This window comes from Streptomyces sp. NBC_00016 (assembly GCF_045040885.1).
Classification (GTDB): Bacteria; Actinomycetota; Actinomycetes; order Streptomycetales; family Streptomycetaceae; genus Streptomyces; species Streptomyces coriariae.
The window spans coordinates 6,430,515-6,451,227 of the sequence record NZ_CP108304.1 but is presented as its reverse complement, the minus strand read 5'-3'; the positions used below and the strand labels follow the sequence as shown (position 1 = coordinate 6,451,227).

The window sequence follows — 20,713 nt, the reverse complement described above, 5'->3', positions numbered from 1 at the left end:
CGACTCCTGGTCTCCGACAGCCGACGGCCGGCTGGGTCCTGCGGGGAAAGTCTCACAGAACATAGGAGTCCTGCCGAGCACGCACCGTTCCCCCGATGTGTGATGCTCAGCTGCCATCTGCGGCCAGATCCTCCGGCAGAAGGGACACACTGCGGTCGGTGTTCGCCGACTCGAGGACCGCGGCCGCCACCTCGACGGTACGCATGCCCTGGCGCAGGGTGCAGATGTCGGCGGGCTTGCCGAGTACCGCGTCCCGGAACAGCTCGTGCTCGACCTGGAGCGGCTCGCGCTTCGGGATGGCGTACCGGATCATGTCGCCCTCGGACACCCCGCGGAACGCCCGCAGGGCCTCCCACTCGGTGGTCACGGCGGCGTTGGAGTGGAACGTCAGGTCGGCGGTGAGGGTGTCGGCGATGAAGCAGCCGCGGTCACCGGTGACCGAGGTGAACCGCTCCTTGAGCGGGCTCAGCCAGTTCACCAGGTGGTTGACCATGGTGCCGTCGTCGAGACGCCCCACCGCGGAGACCATGTCCTCGTGCTCACGGCCGCTCTTGGAGACGGTGTGCGCGGCGATGGACACGTACTGGCGTCCGGTCACCCAGCCGGTGAGGTCGATGTCGTGGGTGGCGAGGTCCTTGACGACGCCGACGTCCGCGATGCGGTGCGGGAAGGGGCCCTGGCGGCGGGTGACGACCTGGTAGACGTCACCGAGCTCACCGGCCTCCAGGCGGGCGCGCAGCGACATCAGCGCCGGGTTGCAGCGCTCGATGTGACCCACGCCGGCCACCAGGCCGCGCGACTCGAAGGCCTCGACGAGACGACGGGCGCCCTCGACGGTGTCGGCGACCGGCTTCTCGACCAGCGCGCACACACCGGCCTCGGCGAGCGCCAGACCGACCGGCTCGTGCAGGGCGGTGGGGCAGGCCACGACGGCGTAGTCCACGCCGAGCGCGATGAGCTCCTCGACGGTGTTCAGGATCGGCGCGCCCTGGGCGGCACCGAACTTGTCGCCCATCGGGTCGACGACGCCGACGAGGTCGACGCCCTCCAGACCCGACAGGACGCGGGCGTGGTGACGCCCCATGGAACCGAGGCCGACGAGTCCCGCTCGCAGCGACTTCCCGGTACTCACAGTTGCTCCCCCAGAGCATTGACGGCGGTGGCGATGCGCTCCAGGTCCTGGGCGGACAGGGCCGGGTGCACGGGCAGGGACACTACCTGGGCGGCCGCGCGGTCCGTTTCGGGCAGGTCCCAGTCACGGCCCGCCTTCTGGTCCGGCTCCCAGTACGGCTTCAGCCGGTGGATGGGAGTCGGGTAGTACACGGCGTTGCCGATGCCGGCCTCGGTCAGCTTGGCCATGGCGGCGTCGCGGTCGCCCAGGACGCGCACCGTGTACTGGTGGTAGATGTGCCGGGCGCCCTCGGCGACCTTCGGCGTGATCACGTTCGGTGCGGTGATGTGCTCGGTGAGGTACGCGGCGTTGGCGATGCGCTGCTCGGTCCAGCCGTTCAGCTTGCCGCGCTGGACGCGGCCGATGGCGGCGGAGACGTCCGTCATGCGCACGTTGGCGCCGACGATCTCGTTGGCGTAGCGCTTCTCCATGCCCTGGTTGCGCAGCAGGCGCAGGGTGCGGGCGGTCTCCGCGTCACCGGTGGAGATCATGCCGCCCTCGAGGCTGTGCATGTTCTTCGTCGGGTAGAAGCTGAAGGTGCCCGCGGCACCGAAGGCGCCGACCGGGGTGCCGTTCAGCGCGGCCGCGTGGGCCTGGCAGGCGTCCTCGATCACGGCGAGTCCGTGCTGCTCGGCGATCGCCATGATCTTGTCCATGGCGGCCGGGTGACCGTACAGGTGCACCGGCATGATCGCGGCGGTGCGCGGCGACAGGGCGGCCTCGACGGCGGCCGGGTCGAGGCAGTACGTCTCCGGGTCGATGTCGGCGAAGACCACGTCGGCGCCGACCAGCCGTACCGCGTTGGCGGAGGCGGCGAAGGAGAACGACGGCACGATGACCTCGTCGCCCGGGCCGAGGCCGAGGGCGAGGAGCGACAGGTGCAGCGCGGAGGTGCCGGAGTTGACCGCGACGCAGTGACGCCCGTCGACGAGCTCCGAGAACTCCTCCTCGAAGGCGGCCACTTCGGGCCCCTGGACGACCATGCCGCTGCGCAGTACGCGCACCGCGGCCTCGATCTCCTCCTCGCCGATCACGGGCTTGGCGGCCGGTACGAACTCATGGGCGTCGGTCATCGACATCCCCTCCTCTACGGCGACCTCTAAGCCGCACCACGTCTTGCATGGTCGGGAAGAGACCGTGTCGATGCTCAGCACGGCCGCATCCCTGGTGTTGTCCGCCGATGCCGGTGAGCGGGGCGGACGGGTTGTACACAGGACCCCGCCCCCCTGAGGGCTCCTTGCGGGAAGTCAGCCGTGTCCGGTTGGAAGACCGGATGTGCTCATCGGCCGGGGTCACGGTGTGCATATCTTTGGCCACCGGGACCACAGTGCACGTTACCAGCACGCGGACAGCGATTTTCCCCAGGGTTACCACAGTGAAACTCACGGAGAGCGTGCGCTCCGTCACAAGCGAGACATAGGGTAACTCGCTGCTGAACGCAATGCGACGCGGGCACCCGGAGGATACCGGGTGCCCGCGTGACGCTCAGCCGAACTCAGTCAGAATCACGAGGAGTCGGACGGAGTCGGACGGAGTCGTAAGGAACCAGAAGGAACCGAAAGGAACCGGAAGGACCGGAGTCACTCCTCCGTCGAGGCCGAGACCGTCGGCTGGCCCTGCTGGGCCGCCGCCGTGGTCTTCGACACCGCCTTCGCGGCCTTCTTCGCCGTCGTCTTCTTCGCGACGGTCTTCTTCGCGGCCGTCTTCTTCACCGCCGCCGTCTTCTTGGTGGCGGCCTTCTTCGCCGTGGCCTTCTTCGCCGTCTTGCGCGCGGCCGCCTTCTTAGCCGGAGCGGCCTCCGCCTCCTCGGCGGGCACCTCGGTCTCCTCGACCGGGGTCTCCGCGACCGAAGGCACGACCACGACGGCCGTCTCCTCGGACGCGGTCGGCGCGGTGGCCTTGCGCACGGCACGGCGCCGCGGGCGGGCCGGAGCCGCGCTCTCGACGACGGGCTCGGCGACCTGCTCCGCCTCGGCCTGCTCCACCGCAGCGGCCTCGGCGGCCGGGGCCGGCGCGACCGCCGGCTCGGCGACCGTCAGCACGGCGGCCTCCGCCCCGGCGGGCGAACCGGCCGGCGCGGACACCTTGCGGGTGGCGCGACGACGGGTACGGCCCTTGGGCGCGGCCTCGTCGACGGGGGCCTCGGCGGCCGCGGCCACGACGACCGGGTCCTCGACCGCGACCGGCTCGGCCTGCGCGGTGACGGCCTCGGCCGGCTGCACCGGACGCTCGGCCTCCGCCTCGGCGGTGACCTCCTGCGCGGTGGGCGCCTCGACGGCAGCCTCGACGGGCTCCTCCGTGGCGCTCTCCTCGAAGCCGCCCGCCCTGCGCGACGCGCCGCCCCTCGGCGCACCCGCCGGAGCGGACGCCCGGCGGCTCGCCCGACGGCGACCCCGGCCACGCGTGGCAGAGGCTTCCGCCTCGGCGATGCTGCTGTACAGCTCCTCGTCCGGCGCGAACTCGGGGGCCGCGAGCGCGACCGGCTCTGCCACCTCCGCGGCGACCTCGGCCTCGCTCTCCGTCTCCTGGCCGGCGCCCGCGAGCGACTCGGCGACGTCGACCGTCACCGTGTCGTGCTCGTGGTCGTGACCCTGCCCGTCGCCACCGCGGCCGCGCTTCTTGCGCTTGCCGCCGCCACCGACCGCGGTCGGCTGCTCCATGTGGACGATGACCCCGCGCCCGTTGCAGTGCACACAGGTCTCGGAGAACGACTCCAGCAGTCCCTGGCCGACCCGCTTACGGGTCATCTGCACGAGCCCCAGCGAGGTCACTTCCGCGACCTGGTGCTTCGTACGGTCGCGGCCCAGGCACTCCAGCAGGCGCCGCAGCACCAGGTCCCGGTTGGACTCCAGCACCATGTCGATGAAGTCGATCACGATGATGCCGCCGAGGTCGCGCAGCCGCAGCTGGCGCACGATCTCCTCGGCCGCCTCCAGGTTGTTCCTGGTGACCGTCTCCTCGAGGTTGCCGCCCTGACCGGTGAACTTGCCGGTGTTGACGTCGACGACGACCATCGCCTCGGTCCGGTCGATCACCAGCGAACCGCCGCTGGGCAGCCAGACCTTGCGGTCCAGCGCCTTGGCGAGCTGCTCGTCGATCCGGTACGTGGCGAAGACGTCGACCTCGGAGGTCCACCTGTTCAGGCGGTCGGCCAGGTCGGGCGCGACGTGCGAGACGTACCCGTGGATGGTCGACCAGGCCTCGTCACCGCTGACGATGACCTTGGAGAAGTCCTCGTTGAAGATGTCGCGCACGACCCGGACGGTCATGTCCGGCTCGCCGTACAGCAGCGTCGGCGCGTTGCCGCCGTTCTTCGCCTTCTTCTGGATGTCCTCCCACTGCCCCTGCAGCCGCTCGACATCACGGCGCAGCTCGTCCTCGCTCGCGCCCTCGGCGGCGGTGCGCACGATGACGCCCGCGTCCTCGGGGACGATCTTCTTGAGGATCGTCTTCAGCCGGGCCCGCTCGGTGTCGGGCAGCTTGCGGCTGATGCCGGTCATCGAGCCCTCGGGCACGTACACGAGGTAGCGGCCCGGGAGCGAGACCTGGCTGGTCAGCCGGGCGCCCTTGTGACCGATCGGGTCCTTCGTCACCTGGACGAGGACCGACTGACCCGACTTGAGGGCGGCCTCGATGCGACGCGGCCCGTTGGCCATGCCGAGCGCCTCGAAGTTGACCTCACCGGCGTACAGGACGGCGTTGCGCCCCTTGCCGATGTCGATGAAGGCGGCCTCCATCGACGGCAGCACGTTCTGGACCTTGCCCAGGTACACGTTGCCGACGTAGGAGGTGGCCTGCTCCTTGTTGACGTAGTGCTCGACGAGCACGTTGTCTTCCAGGACGCCGATCTGGGTGCGCTCGCCGCTCTGGCGGACGACCATCACCCGCTCGACGGCCTCGCGGCGGGCCAGGAACTCGGCCTCGGTGATGATCGGCACCCGTCGGCGGCCCTGCTCACGGCCTTCCCGGCGGCGCTGCTTCTTGGCCTCGAGACGGGTCGAGCCCTTGATGGACTGCACCTCGTCGGACGGCTCGGAGGGCTTGCGCGGCTCACGGACCTTGACGACCGTGCGCTCCGGGTCCCCGTCGCTCTGCTCGGCGTCGGAAGAGGAGTCACCGGCACGACGACGCCGGCGACGGCGACGACGGCTGCCGGCGGTGGAGCCACCGGCGTCCTCCTCGGCGTCCTCCGCGTCCTCGTCCTCCTGCTCGGCGGTGTCCTCGGCGTCCTGCGCGGCCTGCTCGGCGGCGAAGTCGTCGGACTCGGCCTCGCCGGAGTCGCCCTCGCCGTCGGCGGCATCGCCACGACGGCGGCGACGGCCACCACGACGGCGACGGCGGCGCGACCCGGTCTCCTCGGTGTCGTCGTCACTGTCGACGACGTCCTCGGCCTCGTCGGCCTCGTCCGGCTCGGTCTCCGACTCGTCCGCGGCGGGAGCCGCGACGGGCGCGGCGGCCGCGGCGGTCCGGCCGGTCTCGGCCTCGTCGCCGAAACCGGCGGCGCGGCGACGACGGCGACGACGCGACCCGGTCGGCTCCTCCGGAGCCTCCTGAGTGACCTCGGCCTCTTCGGGCTCCTCGGCCTCCGGCACCTCGGTCTCGGCGGCGGCGGCCTCGGCCGCGGCCCGCTGCGGTGTCTGGAACTGCGGCTCGGCGAACACGGGCGCCTGGAACACGGCGACCGCGGGCCGCGCCGGACGACGCGGCGCGTCGGCCTCCGCGCTCTCCTGCGAGGGCGCGGAGAAGCCTCCGGCGGCCCGGCGGACCACACGACGGCGCCCACGACGGGAACCGGCGTCCTCGTCGGCCTGAGCGGACTGGGCGGCCTGAGCGGTCTCGGCGGCGGGCGTGGCCTCGGCCGGGGCGGCAGGCGCCTCGGGAGCCTTCGCCTCTTCGACGGGGGCGACGGCGGCGACGACCGGCTCGGCAACCTCGGCCTCGGCGGGCGCGGTCACCCGACGGGTGGCGCGACGGCGGGTCCGGGGAGCGGGCTCGGCGGGCGCCTCGTCGGTCACGGCAGGCGCCTCGGGCTCGGCGGCGACGGCCGGAGCCTCTGCCTCGGCGGCGACGGCGGGCGTCTCGGCCTCCGGCGCACCGGCGGGCGCGGTCGCCCGGCGGGTGGCACGGCGCCGCGTACGGGGGCGGCCTCGGCGGGCGCCTCGTCCGCCACCTGCGCGACAGGCTCGGGCTCGACGGCGGGCTCGACGACCTCGGCCGCGGCTTCGGAGGGCGTCGCGACGCGACGCGTGGCGCGGCGACGGCTGCGGCGGGGAGCGGCGTCCTCGGCGGCGGCCTCCTCGGCGGGGGCGTCCTCCACGGCGGGCGCGCTCACCTCGGCGGCCACGGGCAGAACGGTCTCGGCGGCCTCGGCGGCGGCCGGAGCCCCGGCGGGCGCGGAGGCACGGCGGGTGGCCCGGCGCCGGGTACGCGGCGCGGCCTCGGCGGCTTCGGCCTTGGTGTCGGCGGTGCCGTCGGCCTGAGCGGCCTCGGTGACCTCGTCTTCGAGGTCCTCCTCCGCCAACTGCTCGGCGGACTCCACGGCCGGTATGGCCGGCGTGGTGATCTCGGCCGAGGTGTCGGCGGCGGCGACCGGCGGACCCGCCGGCCGGGAAGCGGCACGGCGCCGACGACGCGGCGGCAGGGTGTCGCTGGGGGTGTTGTCGGAGTCCGTGGCGGACTCTGCGGATTCGGTTGGCTCGAGCATGCGGGCGTTTCTCCCGTCAGGCTCCCGGGCGCCGCGCCTGGTCCGGCGTCGATCACGAGGGATCGATCGCCGTTGACGTCCGCGGCTCGCGCGATGCGCGGTGCCGCCGTCCGGGGCGCGGGCGCCGCACGGGAGCTCTCTGTGTCCTGTCTCGCCGGTTCCGTATGCCGAATGCGTACGGCCTGGCGAAAGTCTTCTGGTCGGTTCGCCGCCCGACCCAGGTGGCTCCCGAGTACCAGGGCGGCGCTACGACGTACGTTCCTTCGCGGAACCTTCCCTACGCGGGCGCCTTCGCGGCGGCAGCGGGTTCGGCCGTTGTGGGGGCCTGAGCTGCCTCGCGGTCGGGCGCGAGCGGGTCGGTCACCGTGCCGGTCTCTTCATCGAGCAGCCCCTGCGCCAGCCTGGTCACCGCAGCGGGGACCGGCGGCGCCAGGTCGGCCACGGCGCGAAGACCGGACAGGACGTCGTCGGGTCGTACGGCAGGCGTCACGTGCCGAACAACCAGCCGCAGTATCGCACAGGGCTGGTCCGTCGGCCTATCAGCAGGTTCACTGTACGTCTCAAGTTGTACGACGGCGGCGCGGGCGTCGAAGGTTCGGACGCCGTTCTTGGCCATCCGCTGGACCTCGACGGCGTCGGCCCGGTTGAAGGCCTCCACCGCGCGATCGGCGTCGGCCGGGTCCACCCCGTCCAGCCGCAGCTCCCATACGGAGGCCGTCAGCCGGTCGGCAAGACCCGAGGTCCGGGCCTCGACCGCGTCGACGACGTCGAGCCCGGTGGGCAGCGACTCGTCGAGGAGGATTCTCAGCTTCTCCGGATCACGCGCCGCGGTGAGCGCGATCTCCAGATACTCCGCCTCACTGCCCGTGCCGGTGGGTGCGGCATTGGCGTACGACACCTTCGGATGCGGCGTGAACCCCGCCGAGTACGCCATCGGCACCTCGGCACGGCGCAACGCACGCTCGAAGGCGCGCTGGAAGTCACGGTGGCTGGTGAACCGGAGGCGGCCGCGCTTGGTGTAGCGCAGTCGGATGCGCTGCACCGCGGGTGCGGGCGGCGGGCCTTCGGGCTGTCGCTTGCCCAGTGTCGTTCAGTCCTTCGTGAGAGCGGTCGTACTCCTACCAAGAGTACGTGTCTCGGCCCCCGATGGTTCCCGCCGGCCGACCGCCTCCCGCTCCCGCGACGCCCCGAAGAGCATCCGGCGCACGTCCGCGCGGGCCTGCCGGGCGGTCTCCCGGGCGGCGGCCAGGGTCTGCCGGGTGGCCCGGCCCACGCTGCGCGCGGCGCGGGCGGCGGGACGCAGCACGGCGTCCCGGACGACATGCCCGACCGGCGTGAGGACGGTCCGGTACGCCCAGCGCACGGGCTCCACGAAGATCCACCGGAAGAGGGTCCCGAGGAACCGTCCGACGGCCCGCGAGATCCGTCCGGCGATCCGCCAGGCGTGCCCTAGGGCCTCCCCCACCTCCCGCGCGACGACCGCCAGGAAGCGGCCGACGGGGGCGAGCACCCAGCGCCACAGGGCGAGGACCGGCAGCACGACCAGGATCCGGGCGGTCCAGTACAGGACCAGGCCGATCCCGGTGACGAGCAGCGCCGCGAGCCGCCACACCCCTCGTGCGCACCAGGCGATCGCCCGCCCGACCGGCGCGAGGATCCACCGGTGGACCCAGCCGGCCGGAACGACGACGAGGTGGCGCACCAGCCATGCCACGACGGTGTACGCGCCGACGCCGACAGCCGCGAGAACGGCCCCGATCCCCCGCAGCAGCCACCGGCCCGCAAGCCCGAGCGGCGTCAGCACGCGCGCGTACACCCACGCCAGCCCGGCCCCGATCCCGCGCGCCAGCCACGCGATGCCGTGCCCGACCGGAGTCAGGACGTACCGGTAGGACCACACCACCGGCACCACGAGCAGCACCTTGACGAGCCACCCGAGCGCCCTGCCCACCGGGACGACGGCATAGCGCCACAGCCCGATCAACGGCCAGACGAACAGCGCCTTCCCGAGCCACAGCAGGGCCCGTCCCAGCGGCCGGAGGACCGCGTCCCGCAGGAGCCGCCCCACCACGACGAGCGCGTCCCACACCATGCGCACCGGCACGACCAGCACGAGCACGACGATCCGCACGGGCAGCCGGATCGCCACCACGAGGCACCCCTCGGGCGCCCGCACGGGCGGCTGCGCGGGCTGTCCGGCGGGCTGTCCGGCGGGCTGTCCGGCGCGCGGTTTCTCCAGGTCCATAACGACGTAGACGCTACAACCACCCCGGTGGATGCGCTGTTGAGGGTGCGTCAGGCATCGCGGGTCACTTCTTCCGGGGCCGCGCCGCCTTCCCCGCCCGGGACGCCTTCGGACGGCGTTCCGGGCCGGCCGGCCTGGGGACGGCCTGGACGTGGGGCGCGGAGAACTCGCGGTTGGTCTGCGTCTGTTGGCGGACGGCGTCGGGCAGGTCCGGCATCGCCAGCAGGGTGTCGCACGCCCGGACGGCGGTCTGGTGGTCGCCGACCCAGTAGGCGCAGATGGAGAACTCGAAGAGCAGACCCCACCGGTACACCCAGGACCTGGTGAACAGCAGGTCGTCGGGCTCACTCCGGCCGACGACCGCGCCGAGCAGGGCGTACGCGGTGTGGTAGCGGCTCTGGAGCCGCAGCCGTGAGGCCAGTTCGTAGACGGCTTCGAGGCGGGCCGGGCGGGACTCCCAGGCGCGGGAGAACGCGTTCATGGCCCCGGGCCAGTCGTCCGCCTTGTCCGCCCGCAGGACCCCGGCCTCCAGCAGCGAGCAGTAGACCTCCTCGCCCCAGCCGCCGAGCTCGGCACGCCGCTCGTACAGGGCGATCGCCTCGTCCACGTGGCCCAGGTCGCGTTCGGTGTTGGCGAGGTAGAAGACCGTGCGCGCGTTGGTGGGGTCGCGCTCCAACTCGCCCCGCAGCAGGCGCGCGTCGCGCTCGAACTTGTCGCTGCGGCAGCCGCCGTCCGCGTGGTCCTCGATGACGAGCGCCTCCAGGTTCTCCTGGCGGTCGGGGCCGTCGGTGCACGGGTACTCGTGGGTGACGCCCTCGTAGCGCCAGGCCAGGTCGCCCCGCATGAGGTGCTTGAAGCGGTGCTGGGTGCCCGGGGTGTCGTACCGCAGCATGTACGAGCCCGCCGTCAGCCGGGGCAGCGGGGCGTCCTGGCGCATGACGTGGTCGGCGTCGAGAGTGAGCAGGTAGTCGGCCTTGCCGCGGGCGTGCTGGATGTTCAGCGTCCGGTTGTGCCCGAAGTCGACCCAGGGCTCCTCGTGGAGCTCGCCCGGAATGCCGTCGAGCACCTTGCGGATCAGGTCCTGAGTGCCGTCGGTCGAACCGGTGTCGGAGATCACCCAGTAGTCGATGAGGGGCCGTACGGACTCCAGGCAGCGTTCGATCACGCGCGACTCGTCCTTGACGATCATGCACAGGCACAGGGTCTGGTTCGTCACGGGCGTCAAGGTGACACAGGCCCGCCTCCCGGCCGCCCGCTCCACGCGGGGAGTACCCCATCAGTACGCACGTATTAGTCCGATACGTCGATAAAAAATATCTTTTGGACCTCGTGCCTCGCGGGAACCGGTTCGCTCAGGTCAAGCTCACCCTCAGGTTCGGGGAGCGCCCCGGCCGCTCGACGCAAGGAGCACTTGAATGCGCCCAGAGTTCGGACCGTACTCACTCCTCGGGCCGGTGGCCCGACACCGATGCAAGCGGGCCGGCATGGTGGCCTCGCTCGCCGTGATCCTGGCGGCCGGCGTGATCAGCCCGGCCGCGGCGGCGGCCCGCAGCGTCACCGACCGAGTACAGGCGGAGCTCCCCTCGCCTGGTGGCAAGTGCAAGCCGGGGCACCACAAGCCGGATCACCACAAGCCGCGGGCGGTCGAGGCCGGCGGCAAGGACAAGTGCAAGGGCCCGACGGGTCCGACCGGCCCCAAGGGGCCGAAGGGCCCCAAGGGCGACCACGGAGTCACCGGCGCGACCGGCCCCACAGGACCGACGGGCGCCACGGGCGCGACCGGTGCGGACGGTGCGGACGGGATCGACGGGATCGACGGCGCGACCGGAGCCACGGGCGCGACCGGTACGGACGGCATCGACGGCGTCACCGGAGCCACGGGAGCCACCGGCTCCGACGGCATCGACGGCGCGACGGGCGCCACGGGCGCGACCGGTACGGACGGCATCGACGGCGTCACCGGAGCCACGGGAGCGACCGGCGCCACGGGTACGAACGGCGTCACCGGAGCCACGGGAGCGACCGGCGCCACGGGTACGAACGGCGTCGACGGCGCCACCGGTCCGACAGGTGCGACCGGAGCCACCGGGGCGACCGGCCCCTGTTCCGACATCGACGCCTCGCAGGACGCCAACGCCTTCGAGCTGAGGGTCGCGCTGACCGGCGGAGTGACGTACGCGGGCATCCACGACCTCCGCGGCGTCACGCCCCGCCCGTTCCTGTGGACGGACCTCAGCACCCACCCGAACTACCCCGCGGGCGGCCTGGACCCCGACGGACGCGATGTGGGCTTCGTCTGCGGCGCCGCCGTCAACGGGCACAACGCCAACGCCGGGAACCCCGTCAAGTTCGATGTCATGACCACCACCGGCCAGGTCTGGGAGACCACCTGCGTCGCGGTCGGCATCACCAACCCGGCCTCTCTGAACTGCAACGACGCCAACGGTCTGCCCAACCCCTGGACCAAGGTGACCCTCCAGCCGCTGGTGGGCGCCGTCAACGGCGGCTCGTGACGGACGCGGCACCACGCTAGAAGCGATGCCCGGAGGTCCGCCGACCGACCTCCGGGCATGGTCGCGATACCCCGCAGGGCCGCCGCGCAGCCTCAGTGGCTGTGCGCCGTGCTCCCCGCCGGCTGCTTCACCGTCAACGGCAGCAGCTTCTTGCCGGTCGGGCCGATCTGGATGTGGGTGTCCATCGCCGGGCACACCCCGCAGTCGAAGCAGGGCGTCCAGCGGCAGTCCTCGACCTCCGTCTCGTCGAGGGCGTCCTGCCAGTCCTCCCAGAGCCAGTCCTTGTCGAGGCCCGAGTCCAGGTGGTCCCAGGGCAGGACCTCCTCGTAGGACTTCTCCCGTGTCGTGTACCAGTCGACGTCCACGCCGAAGGCGGGCAGCGTCTTGTCCGCGCAGGCCATCCAGCGGTCGTAGGAGAAGTGCTCGCGCCAGCCGTCGAAGCGGCCGCCGTCCTCGTAGACGGCGCGGATGACGGCGCCGATACGGCGGTCGCCGCGCGAGAGGAGACCCTCGACGATGCCCGGCTTGCCGTCGTGGTAGCGGAAGCCGATCGAGCGGCCGTACTTCTTGTCGCCCCGGATCTTGTCCCGGAGCTTCTGCAGTCGCGCGTCGGTCTCCTCGGCGGAGAGCTGCGGCGCCCACTGGAACGGGGTGTGCGGCTTCGGCACGAACCCGCCGATCGAGACCGTGCAGCGGATGTCGTTCTGGCCGGAGACCTTGCGGCCCTCGGCGATCACCTTCATCGCCATGTCGGCGATCTGGAGGACGTCCTCGTCCGTCTCCGTCGGCAGACCGCACATGAAGTACAGCTTCACCTGACGCCAGCCGTTGCCGTACGCGGTGGAGACCGTCCGGATCAGGTCCTCTTCGGAGACCATCTTGTTGATGACCTTGCGCATGCGCTCCGAGCCGCCCTCGGGGGCGAAGGTCAGGCCGGACCGGCGGCCGTTGCGGGTCAGCTCGTTCGCCAGGTCGACGTTGAAGGCGTCCACGCGGGTGGAGGGGAGGGACAGGCCGATCTTGTCCTCTTCGTAGCGGTCCGCGAGGCCCTTCGCGACCTCGCCGATCTCGCTGTGGTCGGCGCTCGACAGCGAGAGCAGGCCGACCTCCTCGAAGCCGGTCGCCTTCAGGCCCTTCTCGACCATGTCGCCGATACCGGTGATCGACCGCTCGCGCACCGGGCGCGTGATCATGCCGGCCTGGCAGAAGCGGCAGCCGCGGGTGCAGCCGCGGAAGATCTCCACCGACATGCGCTCGTGCACCGTCTCGGCGAGCGGGACCAGCGGCTGCTTGGGGTAGGGCCACTCGTCCAGGTCCATGACCGTGTGCTTCGACACGCGCCACGGAACGCCCGACTTGTTCGGCACCACACGGGCGATCCGGCCGTCGGACAGGTACTCCACGTCGTAGAACCGCGGGATGTACACCGCGCCCGTCTTCGCGAGACGGAAGAGGACCTCTTCGCGGCCGCCCGGCCGGCCCTCCGCCTTCCACTCGCGGATGATCTTCGTCATGTCCAGCACGGCCTGCTCGCCGTCGCCGATGACCGCCGCGTCGATGAAGTCGGCGATCGGCTCGGGGTTGAAGGCCGCGTGACCGCCCGCCAGCACGATCGGGTCGTCGAGGCCGCGGTCCTTGGACTCCAGCGGGATACCCGCGAGGTCCAGCGCCGTGAGCATGTTCGTGTAGCCCAGCTCCGTGGAGAAGGACAGTCCGAACACGTCGAAGGCCTTCACCGGACGGTGGCCGTCCACGGTGAACTGCGGGACCGCGTGCTCCCGCATCAGCGCCTCCAGGTCCGGCCACACGCTGTACGTGCGCTCGGCCAGGACCCCCTCCTGCTCGTTCAGCACCTCGTAGAGGATCATGACGCCCTGGTTGGGCAGCCCGACCTCGTAGGCGTCTGGGTACATGAGCGCCCAGCGGACGTCGCAGGACTCCCAGGGCTTGACGGTGGAGTTGAGCTCGCCGCCCACGTACTGGATCGGCTTCTGCACATGCGGGAGCAAGGCTTCTAGCTGCGGGAAGACCGACTCGACAGACATCGCGGCATTACCTTCGTGAGCTGACGGGGACAGGGGTGACCATCAAGCGTAACCCGCTCGGCGGACTCCCCCGTCCGCGAAGCCCACGGCGCTAGACCTCCATCGAGCCGCTGGTCTTCTTCCACTCCGCCGGCATGGCCTCCTCGACCCGCTCCGCGCGCCGCTCCTCACGGGCGTACAGCACGCCGTACGTGAAGGCGCTCTCCCCCGCCGCGTGCGCCACGGCGGACAGCTCCCGCAGGGTGGTGCGGGCCATGACGCTGTCCTGGTGGTCGCCGAGCAGACTCTGCAGCGACTTCATGGACTTGACCAGCGTCTTGGCCGGGCCGCCGAGGGCCGGGCCGGCCGTCTCGGCCGCGTACCGCGTCCGCTTGGCCTTCTTGCGGGCCTCGTGCAGCGCGAGGTCGCGGTCGGTACCCGGTTCCTGCTCCATGGCCTCCTCGACCAGCGCGGACACCTTCCCGAAGTCCTTGCGTACGGCCTTGGCGAGCACCTTGTCCGGCTTGCTGCCGGCCGCCTTGAGCGTCGGCGGGTCGGTGACCACGGCGTCCAGGCTGTCGAGGAGCGTCAGATAGCGCTGGGAGTCGAGCACGCCGAGCAGCCGGCGGCGGGACCCGTGCTCCCCGGCCTTGGCCCAGGTGCGCAGCCGTTCGTGGATCGGGCCGGAGACCAGGGTGGACGGCAGTTCGTCGAGGGCCGCGTCCAGCCGTTCGGCCAGCACCTCGTGGTCGCGGCCCACGCCCAGCTCCCCGGCCAGCCATTTCAGTTCGGCGGCGATCGGGTCGGTGACCTCCCGGTCGAGGACCTTGCGGAAGGAGCGGAACGTGCTGCGCAGCCGGCGGGTGGCGACCCGCATGTCGTGGATCGACTCCTCGGCGTCCCGGCGCACGGCCGGGTCCAGCTCGACGATCGCGTCCCGCTGGGCACGGATGTACGCCAGGACGTGGTCGCCGGCGGTGACGGGCTCGGCGGGACCCTTGGCCTTCGGCCGCGGATGCCCGCCCTTCGTCTCCGCCAGCGCCCGCGCCAGCTTCGACGCCGACTTCGACGGCCGTACGCCCGCCTTGCGCAGCCGCTTCTCCACCTTGTCGAGCAGGACCGGATCGCCGCCGTCGGCGAGCTCCACCTCGATCTCGGTCCACTGGGCGCTGCCCTCGCCGCCGAACTGCCGGTCCGCGCGTACGGCGTCCACGCTCGCCTCGGCGAGCAGCCGGCCCTGCGCGTCGACGAGTTCACGGATGTCCCGGCTGGAGCGCAGCCGCACCACGGGCACGAGCTGTCCCTCACGGATGCGGGAGCGGACCAGCCCGGCGAGCTCGTCGGGTACGGCGTCGGAGAGCGGGGCCCGGATCTCGTCCCGGACGCCGGGTCCCACCGGCAGTTTCAGATGCCAGCCGGCGTCGGAACCCCCGGTGCGGCGGCGCAGGGTGATCGAGGCCGAGGCCAGGCGCAGGTCGGAGGTGTCGTAATAGGTCGCGTCCAGCTCGGTGACGCCCTTGTCGAGGACGGACGCGACCCCGGCGACACCGGTCAGGTCGGGCAGCCCGCTCTCATCGGATTCGTACTTGCGCTCGATCTCGCGTTTCGTCTCCGTCATGAATCGAACCTAGTCGGAGTCGGGCCCGAACGGCAGTGTGCACCGGACCCGAATCACGACCCGACCAGGGGAAAACAGAAGGTCTGACGCTGTCTCGTGCCTCTCACGCCGACATGGGCCGCTGCACCCGGATGGACTGGAGCAACCCCAACGCCACCCAGACCGCGAACATCGACGTGCCGCCATAGGAGACGAACGGCAGCGGCAGACCCGTCACCGGCATGATCCCCAGGGTCATCCCGATGTTCTCGAAGGACTGGAAGGCGAACCAGGCCACGATGCCCGCGGCGACGATCGTGCCGTACAGCTCCGTGGTCTCACGCGCTATGCGGCTGGCACGCCAGAGGATCACCCCGAGCAGGACGATGATCAGCCCCGCGCCCATGAAGCCCAGTTCCTCGCCCGCGACGGTGAAGACGAAGTCCGTCTGCTGTTCCGGGACGAACTGGCCTGTCGTCTGTGAGCCGTGGAACAGCCCGGCGCCGGTGAGGCCGCCGGAGCCGATCGCGATCCGGGCCTGGTTGGTGTTGTAGCCGACGCCCGCGGGATCGAGGCTGGGGTTGGCGAAGGCGGCGAAGCGGGCGATCTGGTAGTCGTCCAGGATGTGCAGCTGCCAGACGGCGATCGCGCCGGCCGCGCCCGCGCCGAGCAGTCCGAAGACCCAGCGGTTGGAGGCGCCGGAGGCCAGCAGCACGCCCAGCACGATCATCACCATGACCATGACCGACCCGAGGTCGGGCATCAGCATCACGATCAGCATGGGGACGGCCGCGAGCCCGAGGGCCTGGAGCACCGTGCGGTGGTCGGGGTAGAGCTTGTCGCCGGCGTCGACCCGGGCCGCGAGCAGCATCGCCATGCCCAGGATGATCGTGATCTTCACGAACTCCGAGGGCTGGAGCGAGAAACCGCCGCCGACCACGATCCAGGAGTGCGCGCCGTTGACCGTCGAGCCCAGCGGCGTCAGCACCGCCAGGATCCCCATGAGCGAGAGGCCGTAGAGGACCGGCACCGCGTTGCGCAGGGTGCGGTGGCCGAGCCAGATCGTGCCGATCATCAGGCACATGCCGATGCCGGTGTTCATCAGGTGCCGGACGAGGAAGTAGTACGGGTCGCCCTGGTTGATCTCGGTGCGGTTGCGGGTCGCCGAGTAGACCAGGAGCGAGCCGATCAGCGACAGGGCGATCGCCGACATCAGTATCGGCCAGTCCAGCCGCCGGGCCAGCGAGTCACGGGCGAAGACCCGGGTCCAGCCGGCCCGCTCGGGCCCGTATCCGGAGACGGAGAAACCGTTCGCGCCGGTCATGTGCACATCCTCCGGCTTCCCCTCTTCCGCCGTCGCCTGCGGGTGTCGCGGTTGGTGCTCGTGTTCTGCTGCACGGTGGCCCCCGGCTGCGTCTCGTCCGGCTCCGGCGCGCCCTCCTGGCTGACGCGCTGCTCCTTCGCCGGGTCCTTGGAGACCTTCGGGGCCTTGATCGTGCCGTCCGCCTGGACCTTCGGCAGGCTGGTCTGCGGGGTGGGCAGCAGGGCGTTCTTCTTGTCGACCTTGCCGTCGTCGGCGACGCCGTACATCGCGTTGTAGATGTGCCGCACGGCCTCACCGGAGGCGCCCGAACCGGTACCGGCCTGCGCGATCGTCATCACGACCGTGTAGTCCTTGCTGTACGTGGCGAGCCAGGACGTCGTCTGCTTGCCGTAGACCTCCGCGGTACCGGTCTTGGCGTGCAGCGGGATCTCCTCCTGCGGCCAGCCGCCGAACTTCCAGGCGGCGGTACCGCGCGTGACCACGCCCTCCAGCGCGGCGTCCATGCCCTTGATCGTCGCCTTGTCGACCGGCAGCTTGCCCTGGACCTTGGGCTTGATCTCCTGGACGGTCTTGCCGTCGGCGCTGACGATCGCCTTGCCGATGGTCGGGGTGTACATCGTGCCGCCGTTGGCGAGCGCCCCGTAGATCACGGCCTCCTGGATCGGGGTGACGAGGGTGTCGCCCTGACCGATGGAGTAGTTGATCGAGTCGCCCTCGCGCATCTTGTTGCCCTCGAGGCAGTTCTCGTACGCGATCTTCTCGACGTAACTGCCGTCCTTCTTGCCGTACTTGCACCAGGAGTCCTTGTTGGCCTTCCAGTAGGACTCCTTCCACTGACGGTCCGGGACCCGGCCGGTGACCTCGTTGGGCAGGTCGATGCCGGTCTCCTTGCCGAGACCGAACTGGTGGGCGGCCTTGTAGAAGTAGTCCTTGGGCTCACCCTTGGCCGGGTTGATGCCGCCGTCCTTCTTCCACTCCCGGTCCGCGAGACCGTAGAAGACGGTGTCGCAGGAGACCTCCAGGGCCCGGCCGAGCGAGATGGGGCCGAAGCTCTCGCCCTCGAAGTTCTTGAAGACCTGGCCGCCCACCGAGTACGAGCTGGTGCACGGGTAGCCGCCGTCCCACTCGTAGCCCGCCTCGACCGCGGCGGCCGTGGAGACCACCTTGAAGGTCGAACCGGGCGCGGACTGACCCTGTATGGCCCGGTTCAGCAGCGGGTAGTCGGAGTTCTTCCCGGTGAGCTTCTTGTAGTCCTTGGCGGAGATGCCGCCGACCCAGACGTTGGGGTCGTAGGCAGGCGCGGACGCCATGGCGACGACACGGCCGGTCTTGGCCTCCATCACCACGACCGCTCCGGAGTCGGCCTTGTAGTTCTCGCCGGTGATCTTGTCGAACTGGGTGCGGGCGATCTTCATCGCGTTGTTCAGCTCGTACTCGGCGACCCGCTGGACGCGGGCGTCGATGCTGGTGACGAGGTTGGAGCCGGGCTGGGCCGCATCCGCCTCGGCCTGGCCGATGACACGGCCGAGGTTGTCCACCTCGTAGCGGGTGACGCCGGCCTTGCCGCGCAGTTCCTTGTCGTACTGGCGCTCCAGGCCGCTGCGGCCGACCTGGTCGGAGCGCAGATACGGCGAGTCGGTGTCCTGGGCCTTGGTGATCTCGTCGTCCGTCACCGGGGAGAGGTAACCGAGGACCTGGGCGGTGTTGGCGTTCCCGGGGGCCGCGTAACGGCGTACGGCCTCGGGCTCGGCGGTGATGCCGGGGAAGTCCTCGGCGCGCTCGCGGATCTGGAGGGCCTGCTTGGCGGTGGCCTCGTCGGTGATCGGGATCGGCTGGTAGGGCGAGCCGTTCCAGCAGGGCTGGGGCGTCTTCGCGTCGCAGAGCCGGACCTTCTGCTCGACCTCCTCGGCGCTCATGCCGAGGACACCCGCGAGCTTGGCCAGGACCGCCTTGCCGTCGTCCTTCTGCTTCAGCAGGTCGGTGCGGGAGGCGGAGACCACGAGCCGCGTCTCGTTGTCGGCGAGGGCCACTCCGCGCGCGTCCAGGATCGAGCCGCGCACGGCGGGCTCGACGACCTGCTGGACGTGGTTGCCGGAGGCCTCCTTGGCGTACTCCGCGCCCTCCCGGATCTGGAGGTACCACAGACGGCCGCCGAGGGTGCCGAGCAGGGAGAGGACGAGGATCTGGATCACGACGAGCCTGATCTGGACCCGTGGGGTCCGACCGGTCTCGGGAATGTTGGTCACTGCGGTGCCTCCCCCTCTCCGTACGCGGATTCGGTACGCGATCGTGTGTGCGCGGACGAATGATGAACGACCGGCCTGTGAGGCCTCGTTCCGGCAGAACCTCCCCGTTCGGGTGATCCATCCCCTGGCGCGCTCCGCGCGCCGGCGCCCGCGCTCACAGCCGCTTGACCCCCTTGATCCGGCCGGCGCGCGCCCCGCGTGAGCGGGCCGCCTTCAGCTTCAGTCCGTTGCGCTGCCCGCCGATCCTGAGACCCGTCCCGGAGGAGAGCCAGCCGGACGAGATGTCCGGGCTCTTGGCGGCGGAGTTGGTCTCCGCGAGGGGATCGTTGTCGGCGCGCCGCGCCAGGAACATGACCGCGGGGACGACGAACGGGGCCAGCAGCAGGTCGTACAGGCCGGCCGTGAACAGCAGCCCGGTGAGGCCGACATGGCGGGCGGCCGTGTCGCCGACGAGGGCGCCCACCCCGGCGTACAGCAGGGTGGAGCCGATCGCGGCGCCGACGACCACGACCATCGGGCCGGTGGCCGACTTGATCTGCCCGCTCTCGGGCTTGATGAGCCCGGCGAGGTAGCCGATCACGCACAGCACGAGGGCGTAGCGCCCGGCGGCGTGGTCGGCGGGCGGCGCGAGGTCGGCGAGCAGACCGGCGCCGAAGCCGATGAGGGCGCCGCCGACATGGCCGTAGACCATGGCGAGGCCCAGCACGGTGAGCAGGAGGAGGTCGGGGACGGCGCCGGGGAGGTGGAGGCGGGCGAGGACGCTCACCTGGATCACCAGGGCGACGACGACCAGCGGGACGGAGAGCAGGATCCGGTTGACGCGCATGGGGTTGTCAGCTCCTACTGCTGCTGGCCGTCTACGGGTGCGTTCGCGTTCGGAGTGACCGTCACGGTCACCGTCGGCGTGGGGACCGGTTTGGGCTTCGAGGGGAGCACGGTGTCGCGCGGATCCTTCTTCGGGGCCTCGACGACCACGCCCACGATGTCGAGCTTGGTGAAGCTGACGTACGGCGTGACGTAGAGGGTGCGGGTGAGGTCGCCGCCGGAGGGGTCGACGCGGGAGACGACGCCGACGGGGACGCCGGGCACGAAGGGCTTGTCGGCCTGCGAGCCGAAGGTGACCAGCCGGTCGCCCTTCTTCACCTCGGCCTTGCCGTTGAGGAGTTCGACGCGCAGCGGCCGGTCGCCCTGTCCGGAGGCGAAGCCGAGCTCGTCGGACGCCTCCATCCGGGTGCCGACGGTGAAGTCGGGGTCGCTGGCCAGGAGGACGGTCGCGGTGTTGGGCCCGACGGTGGTGACCCGCCCGACCAGGCCGTCCCCGTTGAGGACCGTCATGTCGCGCTTGACGCCGTCGTTCGCGCCGACGTCGATGGTGATGGTCCAGGAGAAGCCCTGGGCCGCTCCTATCGCGATGACCTCGGCACCCTTGATGCCGTACTGGCCCGTGCCGGCGATCTTCAGCATCTTGTCGAGCTGCGCCAGCCGGCTGCGGTTGCGGTCGTCGCTGCCGAGCTTCGCCTTGAGAGCCGCGTTCTCCTTCTCCAGGTCGGTGAGCCGGTCATGGCGTTCACCGGAATCCCGGACGGCGGAGACGGCGTTGCCGACGGGATCCACCGCCGACGACACGCCGTTCTCGATCGGACCGAAGGCCGCGGCCGCGGCCTGCCGGGCACCGTCGACCGGGGAATCCTCCCCACCCCGGATGTCCACCGTGATCAGCGCGAACGCTACGGCGATCAGCAGCACCAGGAGCAGCCGGCTCTCTCGTGTGTCCCTCACGTGCGGCGGCCGTGCCCTTCCTCGAGAAAAAACCAAGTACAGGAATCAGGAAGCAGGATCTGGAATTGGGGTAGCCCCGGGCCAAGATGGCCAAGGGCGCTTTGTGGGAG

12 protein-coding genes and 1 pseudogene are annotated in these 20,713 nt (G+C 71.2%); 1 reads left to right on the top strand and 12 read right to left on the bottom strand.

What is annotated here, in order from left to right:
• Positions 1-106: 106 nt before the first annotated feature.
• From OG933_RS28585 to OG933_RS28560, 6 genes and pseudogenes are all read right to left on the bottom strand, one after another.
• Positions 107-1,132 carry a Gfo/Idh/MocA family oxidoreductase gene (locus OG933_RS28585; RefSeq protein ID WP_362264474.1) on the bottom strand — a complete coding sequence of 342 codons (1,026 nt, stop codon included), beginning with the start codon at positions 1,130-1,132 and terminating at the stop codon, positions 107-109.
• Positions 1,129-2,244 carry a DegT/DnrJ/EryC1/StrS family aminotransferase gene (locus OG933_RS28580; protein ID WP_405629502.1) on the bottom strand — a complete coding sequence of 372 codons (1,116 nt, stop codon included), beginning with the start codon at positions 2,242-2,244 and terminating at the stop codon, positions 1,129-1,131. Before OG933_RS28580 ends, OG933_RS28585 begins: the two co-directional genes overlap by 4 nt.
• 507 nt (positions 2,245-2,751) lie before the next feature.
• A pseudogene (locus tag OG933_RS28575) lies at positions 2,752-6,875 on the bottom strand (ribonuclease E/G).
• Between the two features lie 277 nt (positions 6,876-7,152).
• Positions 7,153-7,917 carry a TIGR03936 family radical SAM-associated protein gene (locus tag OG933_RS28570; RefSeq protein ID WP_362524789.1) on the bottom strand — a complete coding sequence of 255 codons (765 nt, stop codon included), beginning with the start codon at positions 7,915-7,917 and terminating at the stop codon, positions 7,153-7,155.
• Positions 7,918-7,965: 48 nt separating this feature from the next.
• Positions 7,966-9,120, bottom strand: a complete 1,155-nt coding sequence (locus OG933_RS28565; RefSeq protein ID WP_405629500.1) for a hypothetical protein — start codon at positions 9,118-9,120, stop codon at positions 7,966-7,968.
• Positions 9,121-9,184: 64 nt separating this feature from the next.
• Complete coding sequence (locus OG933_RS28560; RefSeq protein ID WP_405629498.1) at positions 9,185-10,336, bottom strand: glycosyltransferase; 1,152 nt, start codon at positions 10,334-10,336, stop codon at positions 9,185-9,187.
• Positions 10,337-10,535: 199 nt separating this feature from the next.
• On the opposite strand from OG933_RS28560, the gene OG933_RS28555 reads away from it, so the two are divergent.
• Positions 10,536-11,633 (top strand): hypothetical protein, encoded by a 1,098-nt coding sequence (locus OG933_RS28555; RefSeq protein WP_405629496.1) that lies wholly within the window; start codon positions 10,536-10,538, stop codon positions 11,631-11,633.
• Between the two features lie 92 nt (positions 11,634-11,725).
• On the opposite strand, the gene OG933_RS28550 is transcribed toward OG933_RS28555, so the two are convergent.
• The 6 genes from OG933_RS28550 to mreC form a co-directional block, all read right to left on the bottom strand.
• Positions 11,726-13,678 carry a TIGR03960 family B12-binding radical SAM protein gene (locus OG933_RS28550; RefSeq protein WP_362524799.1) on the bottom strand — a complete coding sequence of 651 codons (1,953 nt, stop codon included), beginning with the start codon at positions 13,676-13,678 and terminating at the stop codon, positions 11,726-11,728.
• A 91-nt stretch (positions 13,679-13,769) separates the two neighbouring features.
• A complete protein-coding gene (locus tag OG933_RS28545) occupies positions 13,770-15,275 on the bottom strand; it encodes a CHAD domain-containing protein (RefSeq protein ID WP_405629493.1) in 1,506 nt (501 codons plus the stop codon).
• A 103-nt stretch (positions 15,276-15,378) separates the two neighbouring features.
• A complete protein-coding gene (gene rodA, locus OG933_RS28540; RefSeq protein WP_142264308.1) occupies positions 15,379-16,578 on the bottom strand; it encodes a rod shape-determining protein RodA in 1,200 nt (399 codons plus the stop codon).
• Positions 16,575-18,824, bottom strand: coding sequence for a penicillin-binding protein 2 (gene mrdA / locus OG933_RS28535; RefSeq protein ID WP_362524803.1), 2,250 nt, complete (start codon positions 18,822-18,824; stop codon positions 16,575-16,577). The genes rodA and mrdA overlap by 4 nt, the downstream gene beginning before the upstream one ends.
• Positions 18,825-18,978: 154 nt before the next feature.
• Positions 18,979-19,650 carry a rod shape-determining protein MreD gene (gene mreD / locus OG933_RS28530; protein WP_020127818.1) on the bottom strand — a complete coding sequence of 224 codons (672 nt, stop codon included), beginning with the start codon at positions 19,648-19,650 and terminating at the stop codon, positions 18,979-18,981.
• Positions 19,651-19,664: 14 nt separating this feature from the next.
• The gene (mreC, locus tag OG933_RS28525; RefSeq protein WP_020127819.1) at positions 19,665-20,603 is read right to left on the bottom strand and encodes a rod shape-determining protein MreC; all 939 of its coding nucleotides are present in this window, start codon (positions 20,601-20,603) and stop codon (positions 19,665-19,667) included.
• Positions 20,604-20,713: the final 110 nt, after the last annotated feature.